The organism is Pandoraea soli (assembly GCF_902459595.1).
Lineage (GTDB): Bacteria > Pseudomonadota > Gammaproteobacteria > Burkholderiales > Burkholderiaceae > Pandoraea > Pandoraea cepalis.
Genome location: NZ_CABPSG010000003.1, coordinates 37473 through 53018 on the forward strand (window position 1 = coordinate 37473; position 15546 = coordinate 53018).

At 64.4% G+C, this 15546-nt stretch carries 15 protein-coding genes; 3 read left to right on the top strand and 12 right to left on the bottom strand.

Annotated elements, in window-relative coordinates; translation table 11 throughout:
- Nucleotides 1-19: 19 nt before the first annotated feature.
- Entirely contained in the window at nucleotides 20-559 is a 540-nt protein-coding gene (locus PSO31014_RS06660; RefSeq protein ID WP_150550893.1) for a hypothetical protein, read from the bottom strand.
- Nucleotides 560-817: 258 nt separating this feature from the next.
- Here PSO31014_RS06660 and PSO31014_RS06665 point away from each other — a divergent pair, with 258 nt between their 5' ends.
- Entirely contained in the window at nucleotides 818-1414 is a 597-nt protein-coding gene (locus PSO31014_RS06665) for a thioredoxin domain-containing protein (RefSeq protein WP_246176428.1), read from the top strand.
- A gap of 101 nt (nucleotides 1415-1515) precedes the next feature.
- Complete coding sequence (locus PSO31014_RS06670) at nucleotides 1516-2040, top strand: TlpA disulfide reductase family protein (protein WP_150550894.1); 525 nt, start codon at nucleotides 1516-1518, stop codon at nucleotides 2038-2040.
- A gap of 127 nt (nucleotides 2041-2167) precedes the next feature.
- Here PSO31014_RS06670 and PSO31014_RS06675 read toward each other — a convergent pair whose 3' ends face one another.
- From PSO31014_RS06675 to PSO31014_RS06725, 11 genes are all read right to left on the bottom strand, one after another.
- Nucleotides 2168-3520 (bottom strand): sigma-54-dependent transcriptional regulator, encoded by a 1353-nt coding sequence (locus tag PSO31014_RS06675; protein ID WP_150551211.1) that lies wholly within the window; start codon nucleotides 3518-3520, stop codon nucleotides 2168-2170.
- Nucleotides 3520-5373: a sensor histidine kinase gene (locus tag PSO31014_RS06680; protein ID WP_150550895.1), complete on the bottom strand. Its 1854-nt coding sequence runs from the start codon at nucleotides 5371-5373 to the stop codon at nucleotides 3520-3522. The genes PSO31014_RS06675 and PSO31014_RS06680 overlap by 1 nt, the downstream gene beginning before the upstream one ends.
- A 380-nt stretch (nucleotides 5374-5753) precedes the next feature.
- A complete protein-coding gene (locus tag PSO31014_RS06685) occupies nucleotides 5754-7040 on the bottom strand; it encodes a dicarboxylate/amino acid:cation symporter (RefSeq protein ID WP_150550896.1) in 1287 nt (428 codons plus the stop codon).
- 44 nt (nucleotides 7041-7084) lie between these two features.
- The gene (locus PSO31014_RS06690) at nucleotides 7085-7879 is read right to left on the bottom strand and encodes an ABC transporter ATP-binding protein (RefSeq protein ID WP_150550897.1); all 795 of its coding nucleotides are present in this window, start codon (nucleotides 7877-7879) and stop codon (nucleotides 7085-7087) included.
- Between the two features lie 10 nt (nucleotides 7880-7889).
- Complete coding sequence (locus PSO31014_RS06695) at nucleotides 7890-8726, bottom strand: ABC transporter permease (RefSeq protein ID WP_017235607.1); 837 nt, start codon at nucleotides 8724-8726, stop codon at nucleotides 7890-7892.
- Between the two features lie 14 nt (nucleotides 8727-8740).
- Nucleotides 8741-9709 carry an ABC transporter substrate-binding protein gene (locus tag PSO31014_RS06700; protein WP_150550898.1) on the bottom strand — a complete coding sequence of 323 codons (969 nt, stop codon included), beginning with the start codon at nucleotides 9707-9709 and terminating at the stop codon, nucleotides 8741-8743.
- 289 nt (nucleotides 9710-9998) lie between these two features.
- Entirely contained in the window at nucleotides 9999-10778 is a 780-nt protein-coding gene (locus tag PSO31014_RS06705) for an IclR family transcriptional regulator (protein WP_150550899.1), read from the bottom strand.
- A complete protein-coding gene (locus PSO31014_RS06710) occupies nucleotides 10778-11662 on the bottom strand; it encodes an N-formylglutamate amidohydrolase (protein ID WP_150550900.1) in 885 nt (294 codons plus the stop codon). The genes PSO31014_RS06705 and PSO31014_RS06710 overlap by 1 nt, the downstream gene beginning before the upstream one ends.
- Nucleotides 11663-12033: 371 nt before the next feature.
- Entirely contained in the window at nucleotides 12034-13044 is a 1011-nt protein-coding gene (gene lipA / locus PSO31014_RS06715) for a lipoyl synthase (protein WP_246176435.1), read from the bottom strand.
- 24 nt (nucleotides 13045-13068) lie between these two features.
- A complete protein-coding gene (gene lipB, locus PSO31014_RS06720; protein ID WP_150550901.1) occupies nucleotides 13069-13776 on the bottom strand; it encodes a lipoyl(octanoyl) transferase LipB in 708 nt (235 codons plus the stop codon).
- Nucleotides 13777-14038: 262 nt separating this feature from the next.
- Nucleotides 14039-14371 carry a DUF2917 domain-containing protein gene (locus tag PSO31014_RS06725; protein ID WP_150550902.1) on the bottom strand — a complete coding sequence of 111 codons (333 nt, stop codon included), beginning with the start codon at nucleotides 14369-14371 and terminating at the stop codon, nucleotides 14039-14041.
- 100 nt (nucleotides 14372-14471) lie between these two features.
- Here PSO31014_RS06725 and PSO31014_RS06730 point away from each other — a divergent pair, with 100 nt between their 5' ends.
- On the top strand, nucleotides 14472-15512 hold the full coding sequence (locus PSO31014_RS06730) for a transcriptional regulator GcvA (protein ID WP_150550903.1): 1041 nt from the start codon (nucleotides 14472-14474) through the stop codon (nucleotides 15510-15512).
- Nucleotides 15513-15546: the final 34 nt, after the last annotated feature.

Here is a 15546-nt window from a genome sequence, read left to right on the forward strand (position 1 = left end):
GGGCGCGGCGAAGCGAGGATCACTCCAGTGTGAAGGAATCGAGAAACTGATCGACCTGGTCCTTCGCGGGCGCCTTCGTCGCCAGTACGACGACCTGATAGACGTGATTGCCGCGTCCGACGAAACGGGCCGCAACGTAACGCTCCGTCTTGTCGCTGGCCTTGCCTTGCGCGGATACGCCCAGTCCGGGAATCGCGGGCGCGTCGCCAGCCTGACGCACCATGACCTGCACCGGCGCGGCGGCCCCGTCGTTCACGTTCGCGAGCAAGCCATGCTGCAACTCGGCAAGGACCGCTTGACGTAGCGTTGCGTCGTCCTTGGGCAGCGTCACCACGCCTACGGCGAAGAGTGCCGCATCGACCCGGGCGGCTTGCATGCGCATGGGCAATGCGCCGGAGGCGAACTTCACTTCGCGCGCGTCCTGCGTCGGTTTGGCGGGATAAGTGGCGGCATACGCGCCGTCTTTGTCGTGCACCTCGCGCCAATCGTAGCGAGGGGAACAGGCGGCAAGCACCATCGTCGCGGCAAGCATGACGTAGACACGGGCAACGCGATTCATAGACAGGAGGATGAGCCGGAAGGAAAGGAGATCGCCATTATCCGCCATGTGTTGCGACACGAAAAACGCGTCGTTGCAGATCCCGGTATCATCGGCGGCATGAAACGCACCACGGCCGACTCATCCCGCCCATTGCCTCCCGGCATTTGCGACAAACGCGGGACATTTGCGTCCGCGACATCCGCGCTCGCGCGCATACGCGCGCGTCATGCCGCGGCGCCCCTGCCAAGGCCCGGCAACCTTGCGAGGGGGCTGACGGTGCTGACGACGGTCTTCGCCATTGGCGCGGCTGCCGCGGCGCCGGCATCGAACGGTAACCAGCCCCCTGCCGCAGGGAATCACGCATCAGCGCAAACCGCGGGCGTCACGTCACCACCTGACGGCGCCGGTGGGTCGGCAACGCCCGCGCGGAACGACGGCGCGCATCCTGCACAAGCACAGGCCACCTTGCCGCTGGCGACCGACTTCGCCGCTCACGCCCGCCGCGCCGCGTCGCTCGACGCCCCGCTGATCGTGTTGGTATCGCTGCGAGACTGCGTCTATTGCGGCCCGATCCGTCAGCGCGAACTTGCGCCGCTCGTGCGCAGTGGCAAATACGAGGTGCGCGAGATCGGCATGGACAGCACGGCGCCCGTGCGCGAGTTCGACGGCTCGACGACGACCGGCGTTGCCTGGGCACGCAACCACGGCGTCAAGGTATCGCCGACGGTTTTGTTCCTCGATACGAGCGGACGCCCGGTCGCCGACCCGCTGATCGGCGCAGGACTGCCTGACTTCTACGGCGCGTATCTCGACGATGCCATCGCGCGCGGACGTGCCCAGTTGCGCGCCGGGCGCGACGGCTCGACACGCTGAGCCATGCCGAAAAAGCGGGCAACAGCGACGACGCGTCGGGTTTGGAAATCAGAGTAGAATCGTCGTCATCCTTTGAACAACACTCCCCACACGGCTGTGTCATGAGCGCTACGACCACCCGCAAGTCTCCCCTGAGCAAGCTCATCGCCATTGCGATCATCGCGGTCGTGGCGATCGCTGGGTATTTCACGTTCGCCGGACCGAAGCGTGCGCCCGAGGCCACATTCACACTGCTCTCGGGACAAAAGCTCGGCACCGAACAACTCAAGGGCAAGGTTTATCTCGTCAACTTCTGGGCGACGAGCTGCACAACGTGCATGAAGGAAATGCCGACGATGGTGCAGACGTACGAGAAATACAAAGGCCGTGGACTGGAATTCGTGGCGGTCGCCATGAGCTACGACCCGCCGATGTATGTGGTGAACTATGCGCAGTCGCGTCAACTGCCGTTCAAGGTGGCGATGGATTCCGACGGCAGCGTGGCCAAGCAGTACGGCAACGTCCAGCTCACGCCGACGACCTTCGTCGTGGATCGCAATGGCAAGGTGCTCAAGCAATACGTGGGCGAGCCGGAATATGCGGAACTCGACAAACTCATCGAGACGGCACTGGGCAAGCAGGCTTGACGCCGGCACGCCCGGCCGCGTCACCTTACCTTATCGCCTGACCGCTCCGTCCTCGCCGCAACGCAAGCGCCCCTCGGGGCGCTTTTGTTTTGTCGCCGAATTCGGCGTCCTGCATCACCGAGTCCCCTCAACGCCCACCCTCGCCGCCGTCGCCTTGACCGCGCGTGTGAAGACCGTAACGCTTGAGCTTTTCATACAGCGTCGCCTTGGGCACATGCAGCGCCTCGGCCGTCGCCGCCACGTTGCCCTTGCTGTGCTCCAGCGCCTCTTGCAGCACGGCGCGCTCGAAGCGATCCACCTGTTCCTTGAGCGGCAGCGGCGCAAGCGAGTCGCCCTCGGGCGCACTCGCCACACCGAGCACCAGACGATCCGCCGCATTGCGAAGCTCTCGCACGTTGCCCGGCCAGTCCGCCTGCATCAGCTCCTGACGCATCCGATCCGAGACCACGGGCGCCGGACGTCCATAACGCACGGCGGCGTCCAGCATGAAGTGTTCGAACAGCGGCAGGATATCCTCGCGACGCTCGCGCAGCGGCGGCAACGCCAGCGTCACCACGTTCAGGCGGTAGTACAGATCGCGACGGAACGTGCCCTCGCGCACCAGCGCTTCCATATCGCCCTTCGCAGCAGCGACCACACGGCAGTCGACACGAACCGACTGATTCGAGCCCAACCGTTCCAGCACACCTTCCTGCAAAACGCGCAGCAGCTTGACCTGCAACGCGAGCGGCATGCTCTCGATCTCGTCGAGAAACAGCGTACCGCCCGACGCATGCTCGAGCTTTCCGATGCGACGTTTGGCCGCGCCGGTAAACGCGCCAACCTCGTGACCGAACATCTCGCTCTCGAAAATCGCCTCGGGCAACGCACCGCAATTCAGCGCGACGAATGGCGCTTCGCGGCGGCGCGACAACTCATGCAGACTGCGCGCCACCAGCTCCTTGCCTGTGCCCGTGTCGCCGTTGATGAGCACCGGCGCATCGGTCATCGCCACGTTGGCAATGAGCGTGCGCAGCGTCTCCATTGCCGGACTGCGCCCGATGATGCGCGAGGCGCGCCCGCCCTGTTCCGCCAGTTCGCGGCGCAGGGCCTGGTTCTCCAGCATGAGCTTGCGTGTTTCCAACGCACGCTTGGCCGATTCGATCAGCCGGTCCGGCGCGAACGGCTTCTCGATGAAGTCGTAGGCACCGTCGCGAATCGCCTGAACGGCCATCGAAATATCGCCATGACCGGTCACGAGGATCACCGGCACCTCGGGCGCATGCTGGCGCAGATGCGCCAGCAGTTCGAGCCCGCTCATGCCGATCAGGCGAATGTCCGACACGACGATGCCGGCGAAATCCGGTGCGATGCGCTCGCGCGCGGCTTCGGCCGAGGCGAGCCCGAAGGCGTCGAGTCCGGCGAGTTGCAGGCTCTGCAGCGTGGCACGCCGCACGAGTTCGTCGTCTTCGACAAATAAGATCTGAAGGTTTTTGTACATCATGCGATTGTCGCGCCGGTGCGCTGCACGCGGCGCAGCGTCACGAGAAATTCTGCGCCACCGCCGGGAACGTTGCGTGCGACCAACTGGCCGCCGTTCTCCTGGGCGATGGATGACGAGATGGCGAGTCCGAGCCCCATGCCCTGACCACCCTCCTTGGTACTGAAAAACGGCTCGAACAGTCGCGGCATATGTGCCTCCGAAATGCCCGGCCCGTTGTCGCGCACGTAAATGCGCACCCACAGGTCGTCGGCCTCCACATCGATCCAGATCGACGGCGGTGCGTGCGGGCTGGAAACGCTTCCCACCGCGTCGATAGCGTTACCCACCAGATTGATCAGCACCTGTTCGAGACGCAGTCCTTCGCAGGCGACGTACACGTCGTCCAGTCCGTCAGCGAACGTCGTCGTCAATGGGATGTCCGCCAGACGCCCGCGCAGCAGCGTCACCGTATTGTCGAGCGCGCGGCGCACCGACGCCTCCATGTCGCCACGGCGCGCTCGGCCCGCGAAGAGCCTCAGTTGCCCGGTGATCTTGCCCATGCGATCGGTGAGCGACGCGATGGCCTCCAGGTTCTCCTGCGCCGCCCCGTAGTCGGCACGTTCGAGCAACACGCGCGTGTTGTCGGAAAAGCTGCGCAGCGCCGAGAGCGGCTGATTGAGTTCGTGCGTGATGCCGGCGGCCATCTGCCCCAGCGCCACGAGTTTGGACGCCTGCACGAGTTCGCTCTGCGCCTCGCGCAGTTCGTGCTCGGTGCGCGAGCGCTCCTGCACCTCTGTCTGCAAGCGTTCATTGGCCGACTGCAGATCGGCGGTGCGCTCGGCCACGCGCTCGCCCAGTTCCGCGTACGCCGATTGCAACAGCTCACGGCTCTTGAGCATGTCGCGTACGCGCTGACGCCGCTGGTTCCACGCCACCCCCAGCAAGCAAGTAAACGCCGCGAGACAGCCTGCCGCCACCGCCGCGATCCGGGCGTTGGCGATCACCTGATCGAGCGGCGCGAAGTACATCAGCGTCCAGTTCGGCTCGCCCAGTCTGCGCTGCACAGCAAGAAAGCGGCGCATCTTGCCGGCGCCGCGTCCGTCGCGCACGGTCACGACCTCGCCGTCGGCGTCGAGCCGCTCGTCCTCGCTCCAGGCGAGCGGCGTGATGTGCTGGTTGTAGTACTGACGCGAGCTGTCGAGCGCCGCCTTCACCGCGGGGGTGAGCGGTGCGAGCGCCCGATACTGCCAGCGCGGCTCGGACGACAGGAATATCACGCCGTGATCGTCGGCCACGACGACGGGCTCGGAGGCGTCGGCCCCGGCACGCTGGAACCACTCCAGGTTGAGCTTGAGGACCACTACGCCGCGAACCTGGCCATCCACCACAATCGGCTGCGAGACGAAGTACCCTGGCTCGCCCGACGTCGTACCCACGCCATAGAAACGGCCCAACGCGCCCCGGATCGCATCGATGAAGTACGGGCGGAAACGATATTGCTGCCCCACGAACGTGGCCTTCTCGCGCCAGTTACTCGCGGCCAGCGCGATCCCGTTCGCGTCGATCACATAGGCGGCCGATGCCTTGGCGCGCTGGTTCACGTCGAACAGATAATCGTTGGCGCGCTGAACGACCGCGGGATCGTTCGGATGCAGCAACAGATCGCGCACATCCGGATGCAGCGAAAGCAAATACGGCAGGAATTCGTAGCGGTCGACCGTGCTGCGCAGACTGCCCGCGTAGCGCTCGACCCGCGCGCCGGCGTTCACGCGCAGTTCGGCCACGCCGCGCTGCCAGCTCAGGGCGTACGTCAACCAGCAGAACAGAACGCTCGCCAACAGCATGACGGCGATCCACGACCAACGGCGCATCGGCACGGTCCTCTCGAAAGCGATGGGGACTTCGTCGCGCCGGGGGGGGCGAAGCGTCCGTACGTGAAGCGGAGGCACCTACCGGTGCCTGGCGCTCGCGTGGGCGAATCGGGTTGTCGTGCTGAGTGGCCATTGGGTCGCAGCGTACGCCTTTGTCGACGTCGATGACGGCCGGTTCTGGCGATGGCGGCAGGCGGCGCGGTCGTGCCGCCTGTCGTCATCGCAAAACCAGGAGAAACCAAAGGACCACCGGGCGGCGAAGCTCAGGCGCTATTGTGCCTGTGCCGCGCCGCCCGGTGGCAAATCTTGCGTTGGCGGGGGGCCGATGGCGTCACGCGAAACGACTCACGTGACGCGCCTGCACCCGCCGCCGCCGGCCGTCAGGCCAGCTCAGGTTCGCGGTTCTTGGACATGGCCTGCGCGAGCTTGTTGCGGTCCAGTTCCTTTTCCCAGGCCGACACGACGATGGTCGCCACGCCATTGCCGACGAGGTTCGTCAGCGCACGGCACTCGCTCATGAAGCGGTCGATACCGAGGATCAGTACCATCCCGGCCACCGGGATCGTCGGGATCACGGCGAGCGTGGCGGCCAGCGTGATGAAGCCGGCGCCGGTCACGCCCGAAGCGCCCTTCGAGGTCAGCATCGCCACGGCGAGCAGCGTGAGCTGCTGGCCCCAGGTCAGGTCGATGTTGGTCGCCTGCGCAATGAACAGCACGGCCATCGTCATGTAGATGTTGGTGCCGTCGAGGTTGAACGAGTAACCGGTCGGAATCACCAGACCCACCACCGACTTCGAGCAACCGGCCTTCTCCATCTTCTCCATCAGGTGCGGCAGTGCCGCTTCCGACGAGCTGGTGCCCAGCACGATCAGCAGCTCTTCCTTGATGTAGGCGAGGAAACGGAAGATCGAGAAGCCCGTGAACTTGGCGATCAGACCCAGCACGACGATCACGAACAGGAACGACGTCAGGTAGAACGTGCCCATGAGCTTGGCGAGCGGCACCAGCGAGGCGATGCCGTACTTGCCGATCGTGAAGGCCATTGCACCGAAAGCGCCCAGCGGCGCGACCTTGGTGATGATGTGCACCACGCGGAAGAGCACGCCCGAGACGCTGTCGATCCAGTTCGTCACCACGCGGCCACGCTCACCGATCATGCCCAGGGCGGCGCCGAACAGAATGGCAATCACGAGGATCTGCAGAATCTCGCCCCTGGCGAACGCGTCGGTGATCGTGCTCGGGATCAAGTGCATCAGGAAGTCGACGAACGTCTCGCCGTGGGCGGCCTTCGCGGCATAACCGGAAATCGCCTTCGGATCGAGTGCGTTGATGTCGACGTTGAACCCGGCACCCGGCTTCAGGATGTGGGTCGCGGCCAGACCGATGATCAGCGCGAGCGTCGAGACGATTTCGAAGTACAGAATCGCCTTGCCGCCAACGCGGCCGACCTTCTTCATGTCTTCCATGCCGGCAATACCGGTCACGACGGTACAGAAGATCACCGGGCCGATGATCATCTTGATCAGCTTGATGAACGCGTCGCCGAGCGGCTTCATCTGCACGGCCAGATCGGGCTTTAAGTGACCGAGCACGATGCCGATGACGATGGCGATCAGCACCTGTACATACAGGATGCGGTAGAAGGGTTTTTTGGTCTGAGTTTGCATGTTGTTTCCTCTTCAGGCGGCGGGGCAAGCCACCGCCCTTGTTATCAATCCGCGGTGACGCCGCGAATTTCGCTTTGCGCAAAGCGCATTTGCTCCTCCATCACCATCTGGGCCAGCGTCTTCTTCAATTCATTGAATTCGCTGCCCGCCGTGTCACGCGGACGGGGCAGGTCGATGACCATGTCTCGCTTGACCGTGCCCGGCCGGTACGTCATGACGACGACCCGGTCGGCCAGATAGATTGACTCCTCGATGCTGTGTGTGACGAAAATGATCGTCTTCTTGAACTCCTCCCAGATGCGCAGCAGCTCGTCCTGCAACGTGCGTCGCGTGAGCGCGTCGAGCGCGCCGAACGGCTCGTCCATGAGCAGGATCGGGCTGTCGAGCGCAAGCACGCGGGCAATCGCCACGCGCTGACGCATGCCGCCCGACAGATCGCGCGGAAACCGGTCGCGAAACTCACGCAGGTTGAGCTTGCCGAGCAGCAGGTCCACGCGCTCGTTGATCTCGGCGCGGCGCATCCCCTTGATTTCCAGCCCGAACGCAATGTTCTGCGCCACCGTCATCCACGGAAACAGCGCGTATTCCTGGAACACCATGCCGCGATCCGGCCCGGGCTCGGCGGCCGCATGCGCACGACCGTCGATACGGATGGCGCCCGAGGTCGGTTGCACGAAGCCCGCAAGCGCGTTGAGCAGCGTCGACTTGCCGCAACCCGACGGTCCCAGCAGGCAGACGAACTCCCCCGCGCCGATGGTCAGGTCGATGTCCTTGAGCGCGTCGACGACGCCGCCCGGAATCGGGAACTGCTTACCCACATGTTCGATTTCGATCAGCATGTCGCTCGCCTCACTTGGTTTCGAGACCACGGTGCCACTTGAGCAGGTGGTTGTTGAGACGATCCATGCCGAGGTCGATCACCAGGCCGAGCAGACCGATGGTCAGCATGCCGGCGATGATCTTGTCGGACCACATGTATTCGCGCGCTTCCAGAATGCGGTAGCCGAGACCGTTGTTCACGGCAATCATCTCGGCCACGATCACAACGATGAACGCCGTGCCGATGCCGATGCGAATGCCCGACAGGATGTACGGCGTCGCCGCCGGCATGATGACGCGACGAAAGATCGTGAACTGGCTCGCCCCGAGGTTGCGGGCCGCGCGCAGATAGATGCCGTCGACGTGGCGCACGCCCGCGATGGTATTCATCAGCACGGGGAAAAATGCCCCGAGCGCGATCAGGAAGAACGCCGGCGGATTGCCCAGGCCGAACCAGAGAATGGCCAGCGGAATGTAGGCGATCGGGGGAATCGGGCGCACCACCTGCACCAGCGGATTGAACAGCCCGTAAATGCGGCTGCTGGTGCCCATGAGCAGGCCGAGCGGCAACGCGATCACCGCGCCCACGAGGAAGCCCATGACCACGCGATACAGGCTGTTGGCGGCGTCCATGAGCAATTCGCTCGAATTCAGCCACGCGCCGACGCCGTCGGCCATCGTCACGGTCGGTTTGAGGTATTGCCACCACTTGGCGACAACCGCCAGCGGTGACGGAAGAATGATCGGGTTGATCCACCCGAGACCCGTGACGATCTGCCAGATCACCACGACCGCGAGCGGAATCAACACACCGCGCATCATGCGCGCGGTGCGCGTAGCGCCCGAAGAAGCAAGGACAGCGGCCATCCGTTCGCCTCGCTTTACTTGATGTTCAGCTTGGTCTTCGCCTTGGCGAGCAGGTCGAGCTTGACCCAGTCGTCCGCCTTCGGCACCGGATCCTGCAGCCGGCCCACGCCATACTGTTTCATCAGGTCGGTCGTAAGCTGTACGTGCGAGGTGCTCAGGTCGTAGCTATACGGCGAGTTGCCGATGGCATCCGAGAAGTCCTGCGGCGTGATCTGGTTCTTGAACATGTCCTCGCGCACGAACTTTTCAGCCGCTTGCGGATGCTGGATGAAGAAGTTGGTGGCTTCGACGAACGCATACATCAGGCGCTGCGCCACGTCCGGCTTTTCCTTGTAGAGCTTCTCGGTGATCACGAGGGCCCGCACCGGTTCGCCGAGCGGCGTGTCGTACGGCTTGAGCACTTCCACGCCGAAGCCCTTGTTGATGGCCTGCGACGCCTGCGGCTCCGACTGGCACATCGCATCGATGCTGCCGGCGGCCAGCGCCTGGTTCAGATCGGCGTACGCCATGAAGAGGATCTGCACGTCCTTGCCCGGCTTGTCCGACCACGTCAGGCCGGCCTTGGCCAACTCGGCGTACAGAATCAACTCCTGGGCACCGCCACGGGCCACGCCCACTTTCTTTCCCTTGAGGTCGGCCACCTTGGTGATCGGCAAGCCCTTCTTCGCCACGAGGCGCACACCGCCCTTCGCGAAACCGGCGACCGCGTAGATCGGCGCCCCCTGCGCGCGCCCCGCAATCGCCGCGTCAAGCGCGCTTGCCGAGACGTCGATCTGCCCCGCCACGATCGCCGGCATGATGTCCACCCCCTTGGCGAACATCCGCTCCTCGATCTTCAGGCCGTATTTCGGCCCGATGACCTTCATGTACGACACCGCGCCATAGTGGGCGAACTTCAGATTTCCCAGACGCACGACGTCGTCGGCAAACGCGTGTAGCGAAGCTGCGCACAGTGCCGCAGCGGCAAGACATTGCTTGAACATAAGGTCTCCTCTCTTATTGGGACGGCTTGCCTGGCCCGTCTGGATTCCCGTAGGGACACCAGATCATGCGGCAGCACGCACCCTACAAAAGCAATACCCATGCCAACAACGCAAGTCTTTGATTTTAATGATGGAAGCTGTGGAAAACCCGAAGGTCGGCAATACGGAAACCTGGAAAACGTGGTCGTGGGCCTTCTGGATTTCCGGAAAATCCATGCGGTCATGACGTGTCGCCCAAGGCCCGGGGCGAATTCCGAGGCCGCGGCGACGACACGGCCCGACTACAGGCTCAGGCGGACAGCGCTTCCGGCAACGGCGTCTGATAGCCCAGTGCCGCGGAGATCTCGGCGGCACAGGTCGACAGGCGCGACGAGATGTCGGGCAGCAGGGCCCGCGTCATGCGCGACGACGGACCGGACGCCGACAGCGACGCGATCACTTCGCCGGAGGCATCGCGCACGGGCACCGCGACCGATACGGCCTCGGGCGCGAGTTCGCCGAAGCTCACCGCGCAGTCCTGACGGCGCACGTTGAGTAGCTCGGCGGACAGTTCGTCGCGCTCGATGAGCGTGCCTGCGGTGTAGCGTTTGCGCGGACGGCCCAGCACCTGTGCGCGAACGTCGTCGGACGCGAATGCCAGCAACACGCGGCCAGATGCGCCGACATACAGCGGACGACGATTGCCGACCACCCCGTGCACGCGCAACTCATGGGTCGACTCGACGCGCGCCACGCACAGCGACTCGAGCCCGTCGCGTACGCGAAGCTGGATATTCTCGTTCAGCGCGCGATTGAGCACCTGAAGATGGCGATGGGCGACCTTCACGAGATTGACCTGCTCATGCCCCGCCACGCCCAACACCAGCGCCTGCGCGCCCAGCACATAGGTGACCGGACTGCCTTCGCGCACCACCCAGCGGTGCTGTTCGAGCGTTGCCAGCAGACGAAAAGCGCGCGACTTGTTCAGGCCGGCGCGATGCGCCAGTTCCGTCACACCCAGGCCGGGACACTCCCCGACCAGCGACAGCAGCGTAAGCGCCGTATCGACCGAAGCGACCGTATAGTCCATCAAACTTCCTCGCTATGTTGTTCGGCGTAGGCGGCGAGCGCCGCCGCGAATTGGCCAAGTTGCGATTGCAGCGTCGAAAAGCCGTCATGCTTCTCGACGCGCGACTCATTCAGATAAAGCGCCTGATTCAGCTCGATCTGCACACTGTGGCGCCGCGCCTCGGGGCGTCCGAAGTGACGCACCAGATCGCCGCCGCCGCCCTCACCGCACGGTGTGTTGTACGCGACGCGATAGCCCAGTCGTGCGAACTCGGCGATGATCCAGCGCGAGAAGGCCGGATCGGCCGTCGTGCCGTCGCCGTCGCTCACGTGCACGTCGGCACGCGACATGCCGGCATCGACATCGAGCGCCCCGCCGCGCGAACGCATCGAATGACAGTTCAGGTGCCAGACCACACCGTGACGCTGCCAGGCCGCATCGAGCACATCGCGCAGGGCGTGACGGTATGGCAGGTAATAGTCGTGAATGCGGCGCTCGACTTCGGCCACCGACAAGCGCCGGTCGTAGAGCGGCACGTTCGGTGCGGCAAACCGATGCAGCAGGCCGACACCGCGCTCGCTATAGGCTTGCGGACGCGCGTCGTGCGGCCACAGGCTCGCGAGCAATTCGGGATCGATGTCGTGCTCCGCGCGGTTCGCGTCGATGTAGGCGCGCGGGAAAAGCGCGGCAACGAGCGTCGCGCCGTGATGCGTGGACACGGACCACAGTTCGTCGACATAGGCATCGCCGCACGCGAGAATCGCGGCCGTCGGCGCAATGGTGTCGAAATCGGGGGGAAACACGTGACCGCTGTGCGGTGCGTCGATCACCAGAGGCAAACGCCTCCCCAGGCCCCCTTGTGGCGCTTCCACAAAATATCGGCCCTCGGTGACCTGACGGGACATGCAGTCTCCTCGCGGGCGTCCGGAACGTCTGTCCGCGAATTCCCATGACAGTCGAATCGTTTTGCTAAGCAAAACAAGGTTTCAATATTCTGAAACAATGCCGGGGAACCGACAAGGCAAGGGTTGTTACAGCATATTTCGTGGCGAGATGATGCGCGGCTGGCGGGTGAGGCGCTCCATTCGACGACGTTCACCGCAGATCGCAACACATTTGGTGCGACTTGGTCGGCATGCGCCCACTTGTGCGCGCGTATTGCGTATTGAACCGAGCCCCTCCTGTGACGCCTCGTAATCGAAAGGCAAACAAAAACGCGGACCGTCTTTCGACGGCCCGCGTTCTGTGTCTGACGACGACGTGTCGCTTGCGAGAATCAGATGGCGTCGGCCACACCCGCTTCATGCGCCTGAACGTCGGCGTGATAGCTCGAGCGCACCATCGCGCCCACGGCCGCATGCGTGAAGCCCATCTTGTAGGCCTCTTCCTCGAACATCTTGAACGTGTCCGGCGTGACGTAACGACGCACCGCCAGATGGTGCTCCGACGGCTGGAGGTACTGGCCGATCGTGAGCATGTCGACGTTGTGGGCGCGAAGATCGCGCATCACTTCCAGGATTTCTTCGTCCGTCTCGCCCAGACCGACCATCAGGCCCGACTTCGTGGACACCTCCGGATGCTTCGCCTTGAACTCCTTCAGGAGCGTGAGCGAATGCTGGTAGTCCGAGCCCGGACGTGCTTCCTTGTACAGGCGCGGCACCGTTTCGAGGTTGTGGTTCATCACGTCGGGCGGCGCCGCATTCAGAATGCCCAGCGCGCGATCGAGACGCGCGCGGAAGTCCGGCGTAAGGATTTCGATGCGGGTCTGCGGCGACAGCTCGCGCACGTGGCGGATGCAGTCGACGAAGTGCTGAGCCCCGCCGTCGCGCAGGTCGTCGCGGTCCACACTCGTGATCACCACGTACTTCAGACGCATCGCGGCAATGGTCTTCGCGAGATTGAGCGGCTCGTCGACGTCGAGCGGATCCGGGCGGCCGTGGCCGACGTCGCAGAACGGGCAGCGGCGCGTGCACTTGTCGCCCATGATCATGAACGTGGCCGTGCCCTTGCCGAAGCACTCGCCAATGTTCGGGCAACTCGCCTCTTCACACACCGTGTGCAGGTTGTGCTCGCGCAGGATCTGCTTGATCTCGTAGAAACGCGACGTATGGGTCGCCGCCTTCACGCGGATCCAGTCCGGCTTCTTCAGACGCTCGATCGGCACGACCTTGATCGGGATGCGGGCCGTCTTGGCTTGCGACTTTTGCTTGGCGGTGGCGTCGTAGTCGCCGTCGATCGTGCGAACTTCCTTGTTCGCGGTGTCGTTCTGAGTCACGGTGGTGGTCATGTTGGGGGCTTTCCAGACGTCCAATCAGGCGACGGCGTTTGCGCTGGGGGCCGGGTCGGCCTGCGGCGCGGCTTCGGCCGACGCGGTGTGCTGTTCGAGATGATGACCGAGTTGCTGCGCCAGTCGCGCGGCCACTTCGTCCCAGCGGGGGGCCACGCCGAGCGTGGCCATGTCTACGGTTTGCAGGCCGGCATAGCCGCACGGATTGATCCAGTCGAACGGCCGCAGATCCATCGCAACGTTCAACGACACGCCGTGATAACTGCATCCGTTGCGGATCTTCAACCCGAGCGCGGCGATTTTCGCACCGGCATGCGCCGTGGCGCCGTCGCCTGGGCTCACATAGATCCCCGGTGCGCCGGCCCGGCGCTCAACGTCGAGATTATACGCGCCCAGGGTGTCGATCACCGCCTGCTCGATCAAACGCACCATTTCGCGCACGCCGAGCTTGCGTCGGCGCAGATCCACGAGCAGGTAAATCACGACCTGTCCTGGGCCGTGATACGTGATCTGGCCGCCGCGGTCGACCTTGACGAGCGGAATACCGGTATTGGAAACGAGCAAGTGAGCCGGGTCGCCGGCCAGTCCAAGCGTGTAGACGGGCGGATGCTGAACGATCCAAAGCTGGTCGGGGCCGTGCGGGCCACGCGTGTCGGTGTACGCGCGCATGGCGTCGAACGATGCGGCGTAGTCTTCGGTGCCGCGCCAGCACACTTCGATCGGGGAGGTCATGCCCGCAATTTTAGCGAAACCGGCGCAGTCTTGCTCGAAGCCGCGCCCCCGGGCGTGCGATAGCGACTTTCCCGGTGTCGCTACGCCCCTCGGGCTTTCGGCGTGCCGCGCAGATTGTTGTGAATTCCATTGACACATCGACGGCGTCGACGTCAACCTGTGGAATCAAATGCGCGCCCGCTGGCACACAAGGCCAAGGGGCGCGCGATGTCGATGCCCCCCGCGCGCCGAACTTGCGCGCCGGAGCCGCGACCGGCGTACGTCAGGCGGCGGCCGCGCAAGCGTTCGCTGCGCGCGACGCCCTGCGCCCGGCGAGCCACCGGCGCAGCACACGAGCCAGTGAGAAACGGTGTGCCACTTCGCGCTGCAGCTCGGCTTCCGCCACCCCGTCGGACGACACCCAGTAACGGCGGCCGGGTTCAACGGCGAGGCGCTGACCGGGCGTGAGCCAGTAATCGCGCGGATCGCCCGCACGCGTGACCCAAACCGCCGCGCCACGCGCCACCAGCGTATGCTCGTGGTGCAGGTCAAGGCTGATCACTTCTCCCGGGCGGATACCGTAGAAGTACTGCACCTTTGTTAAATTGTTTTGCATTTTACGACCCCCACTCAGTGCGAGACAATGACTGAATCATAGGGACTGGCGGGCGCTGCACCAAACGACATATTTTCACGGCGTTGCTAATAAAACTCACATGGATATTCGGAGACTTCCCAACCTGAGCGCCCTGCGCGCGTTCGAGGCGGCGGCCCGCCTCGAAAGCTTTTCGCGCGCGGCGGAAGAGTTGTTCGTCACGCACGGCGCCATCAGCCATCAGATTCGCGCGCTGGAGCAGGAGTTGGGGACGACGCTTTTCGCGCGCAATGGCAAACGCATCAGCATTACTCCGGCGGGGCGCCAGTACGCGGCATCGATCCGCACCGCGCTCGGCGATATCGCGCAGGCGACGCGAAAGTTGCAAGCGGGCACGCGCAGCGAGCGGCGGCTGGTGCTGACCACCATGCCGTCATTTGCGAGCCGGTGGCTCACGCCACGCATCGGGCGCTTCATTGACCGGCATCCGGAGCTGGAAGTGGAGTTGCGGTGCAGCGCCCAGTTGATCGACTTCGAGCGCGAGGATGTGGACGTCGCCCTGCGCATGGGCAAGGGCAACTGGCCCGGGCTGCACATCGAGAAAGTGCTCGACGACGTATTTTTCCCGGCCTGTAGCCCGTCATACAACCAGGGGCATCTGCCGCAAACGGCGGAGGAATTCCGCCGCAGCACGTTGCTGCGCTCGGAAGGCGAGCCGTGGGCGCCGTGGTTCGCGGCGGCGGGCTTCGATCTGCCCGAGCCGACGCAAGGCATGATGTACGAAGATTCCGGCATGCTGTCGCAAGCGGCCATCGTCGGCCAGGGGCTCGCGCTCGTGCGCCGCTCGCTGGCCGTGGGCGACATCATGGCAGGACGCCTCGTGCGGCTATCCGACGTCGATACGCCGTGTGACTGGGATTATTACTTCGTGTGTCCGCCCGCCGTGCTGGAAACGCAGCGTGTTCAGGCGTTCAGAACGTGGTTTCTGGAAGAATTGAAGGCGTTCGAGTCGGTGAAGGACATGCAGCGCCGCCCGGCGCGCCCGACGTCTGTCGACTGGGGGGCCGACATGGTCACCACTGCGGGTGAGACCGCACCGGGCATCCAACCGGGGCTCACGGCCTCATCGCCACCCGACGACGGCGCACCGACACACGCGTGATGCGCGCACCGCAATCGCGTTCGTGAGGCGCATG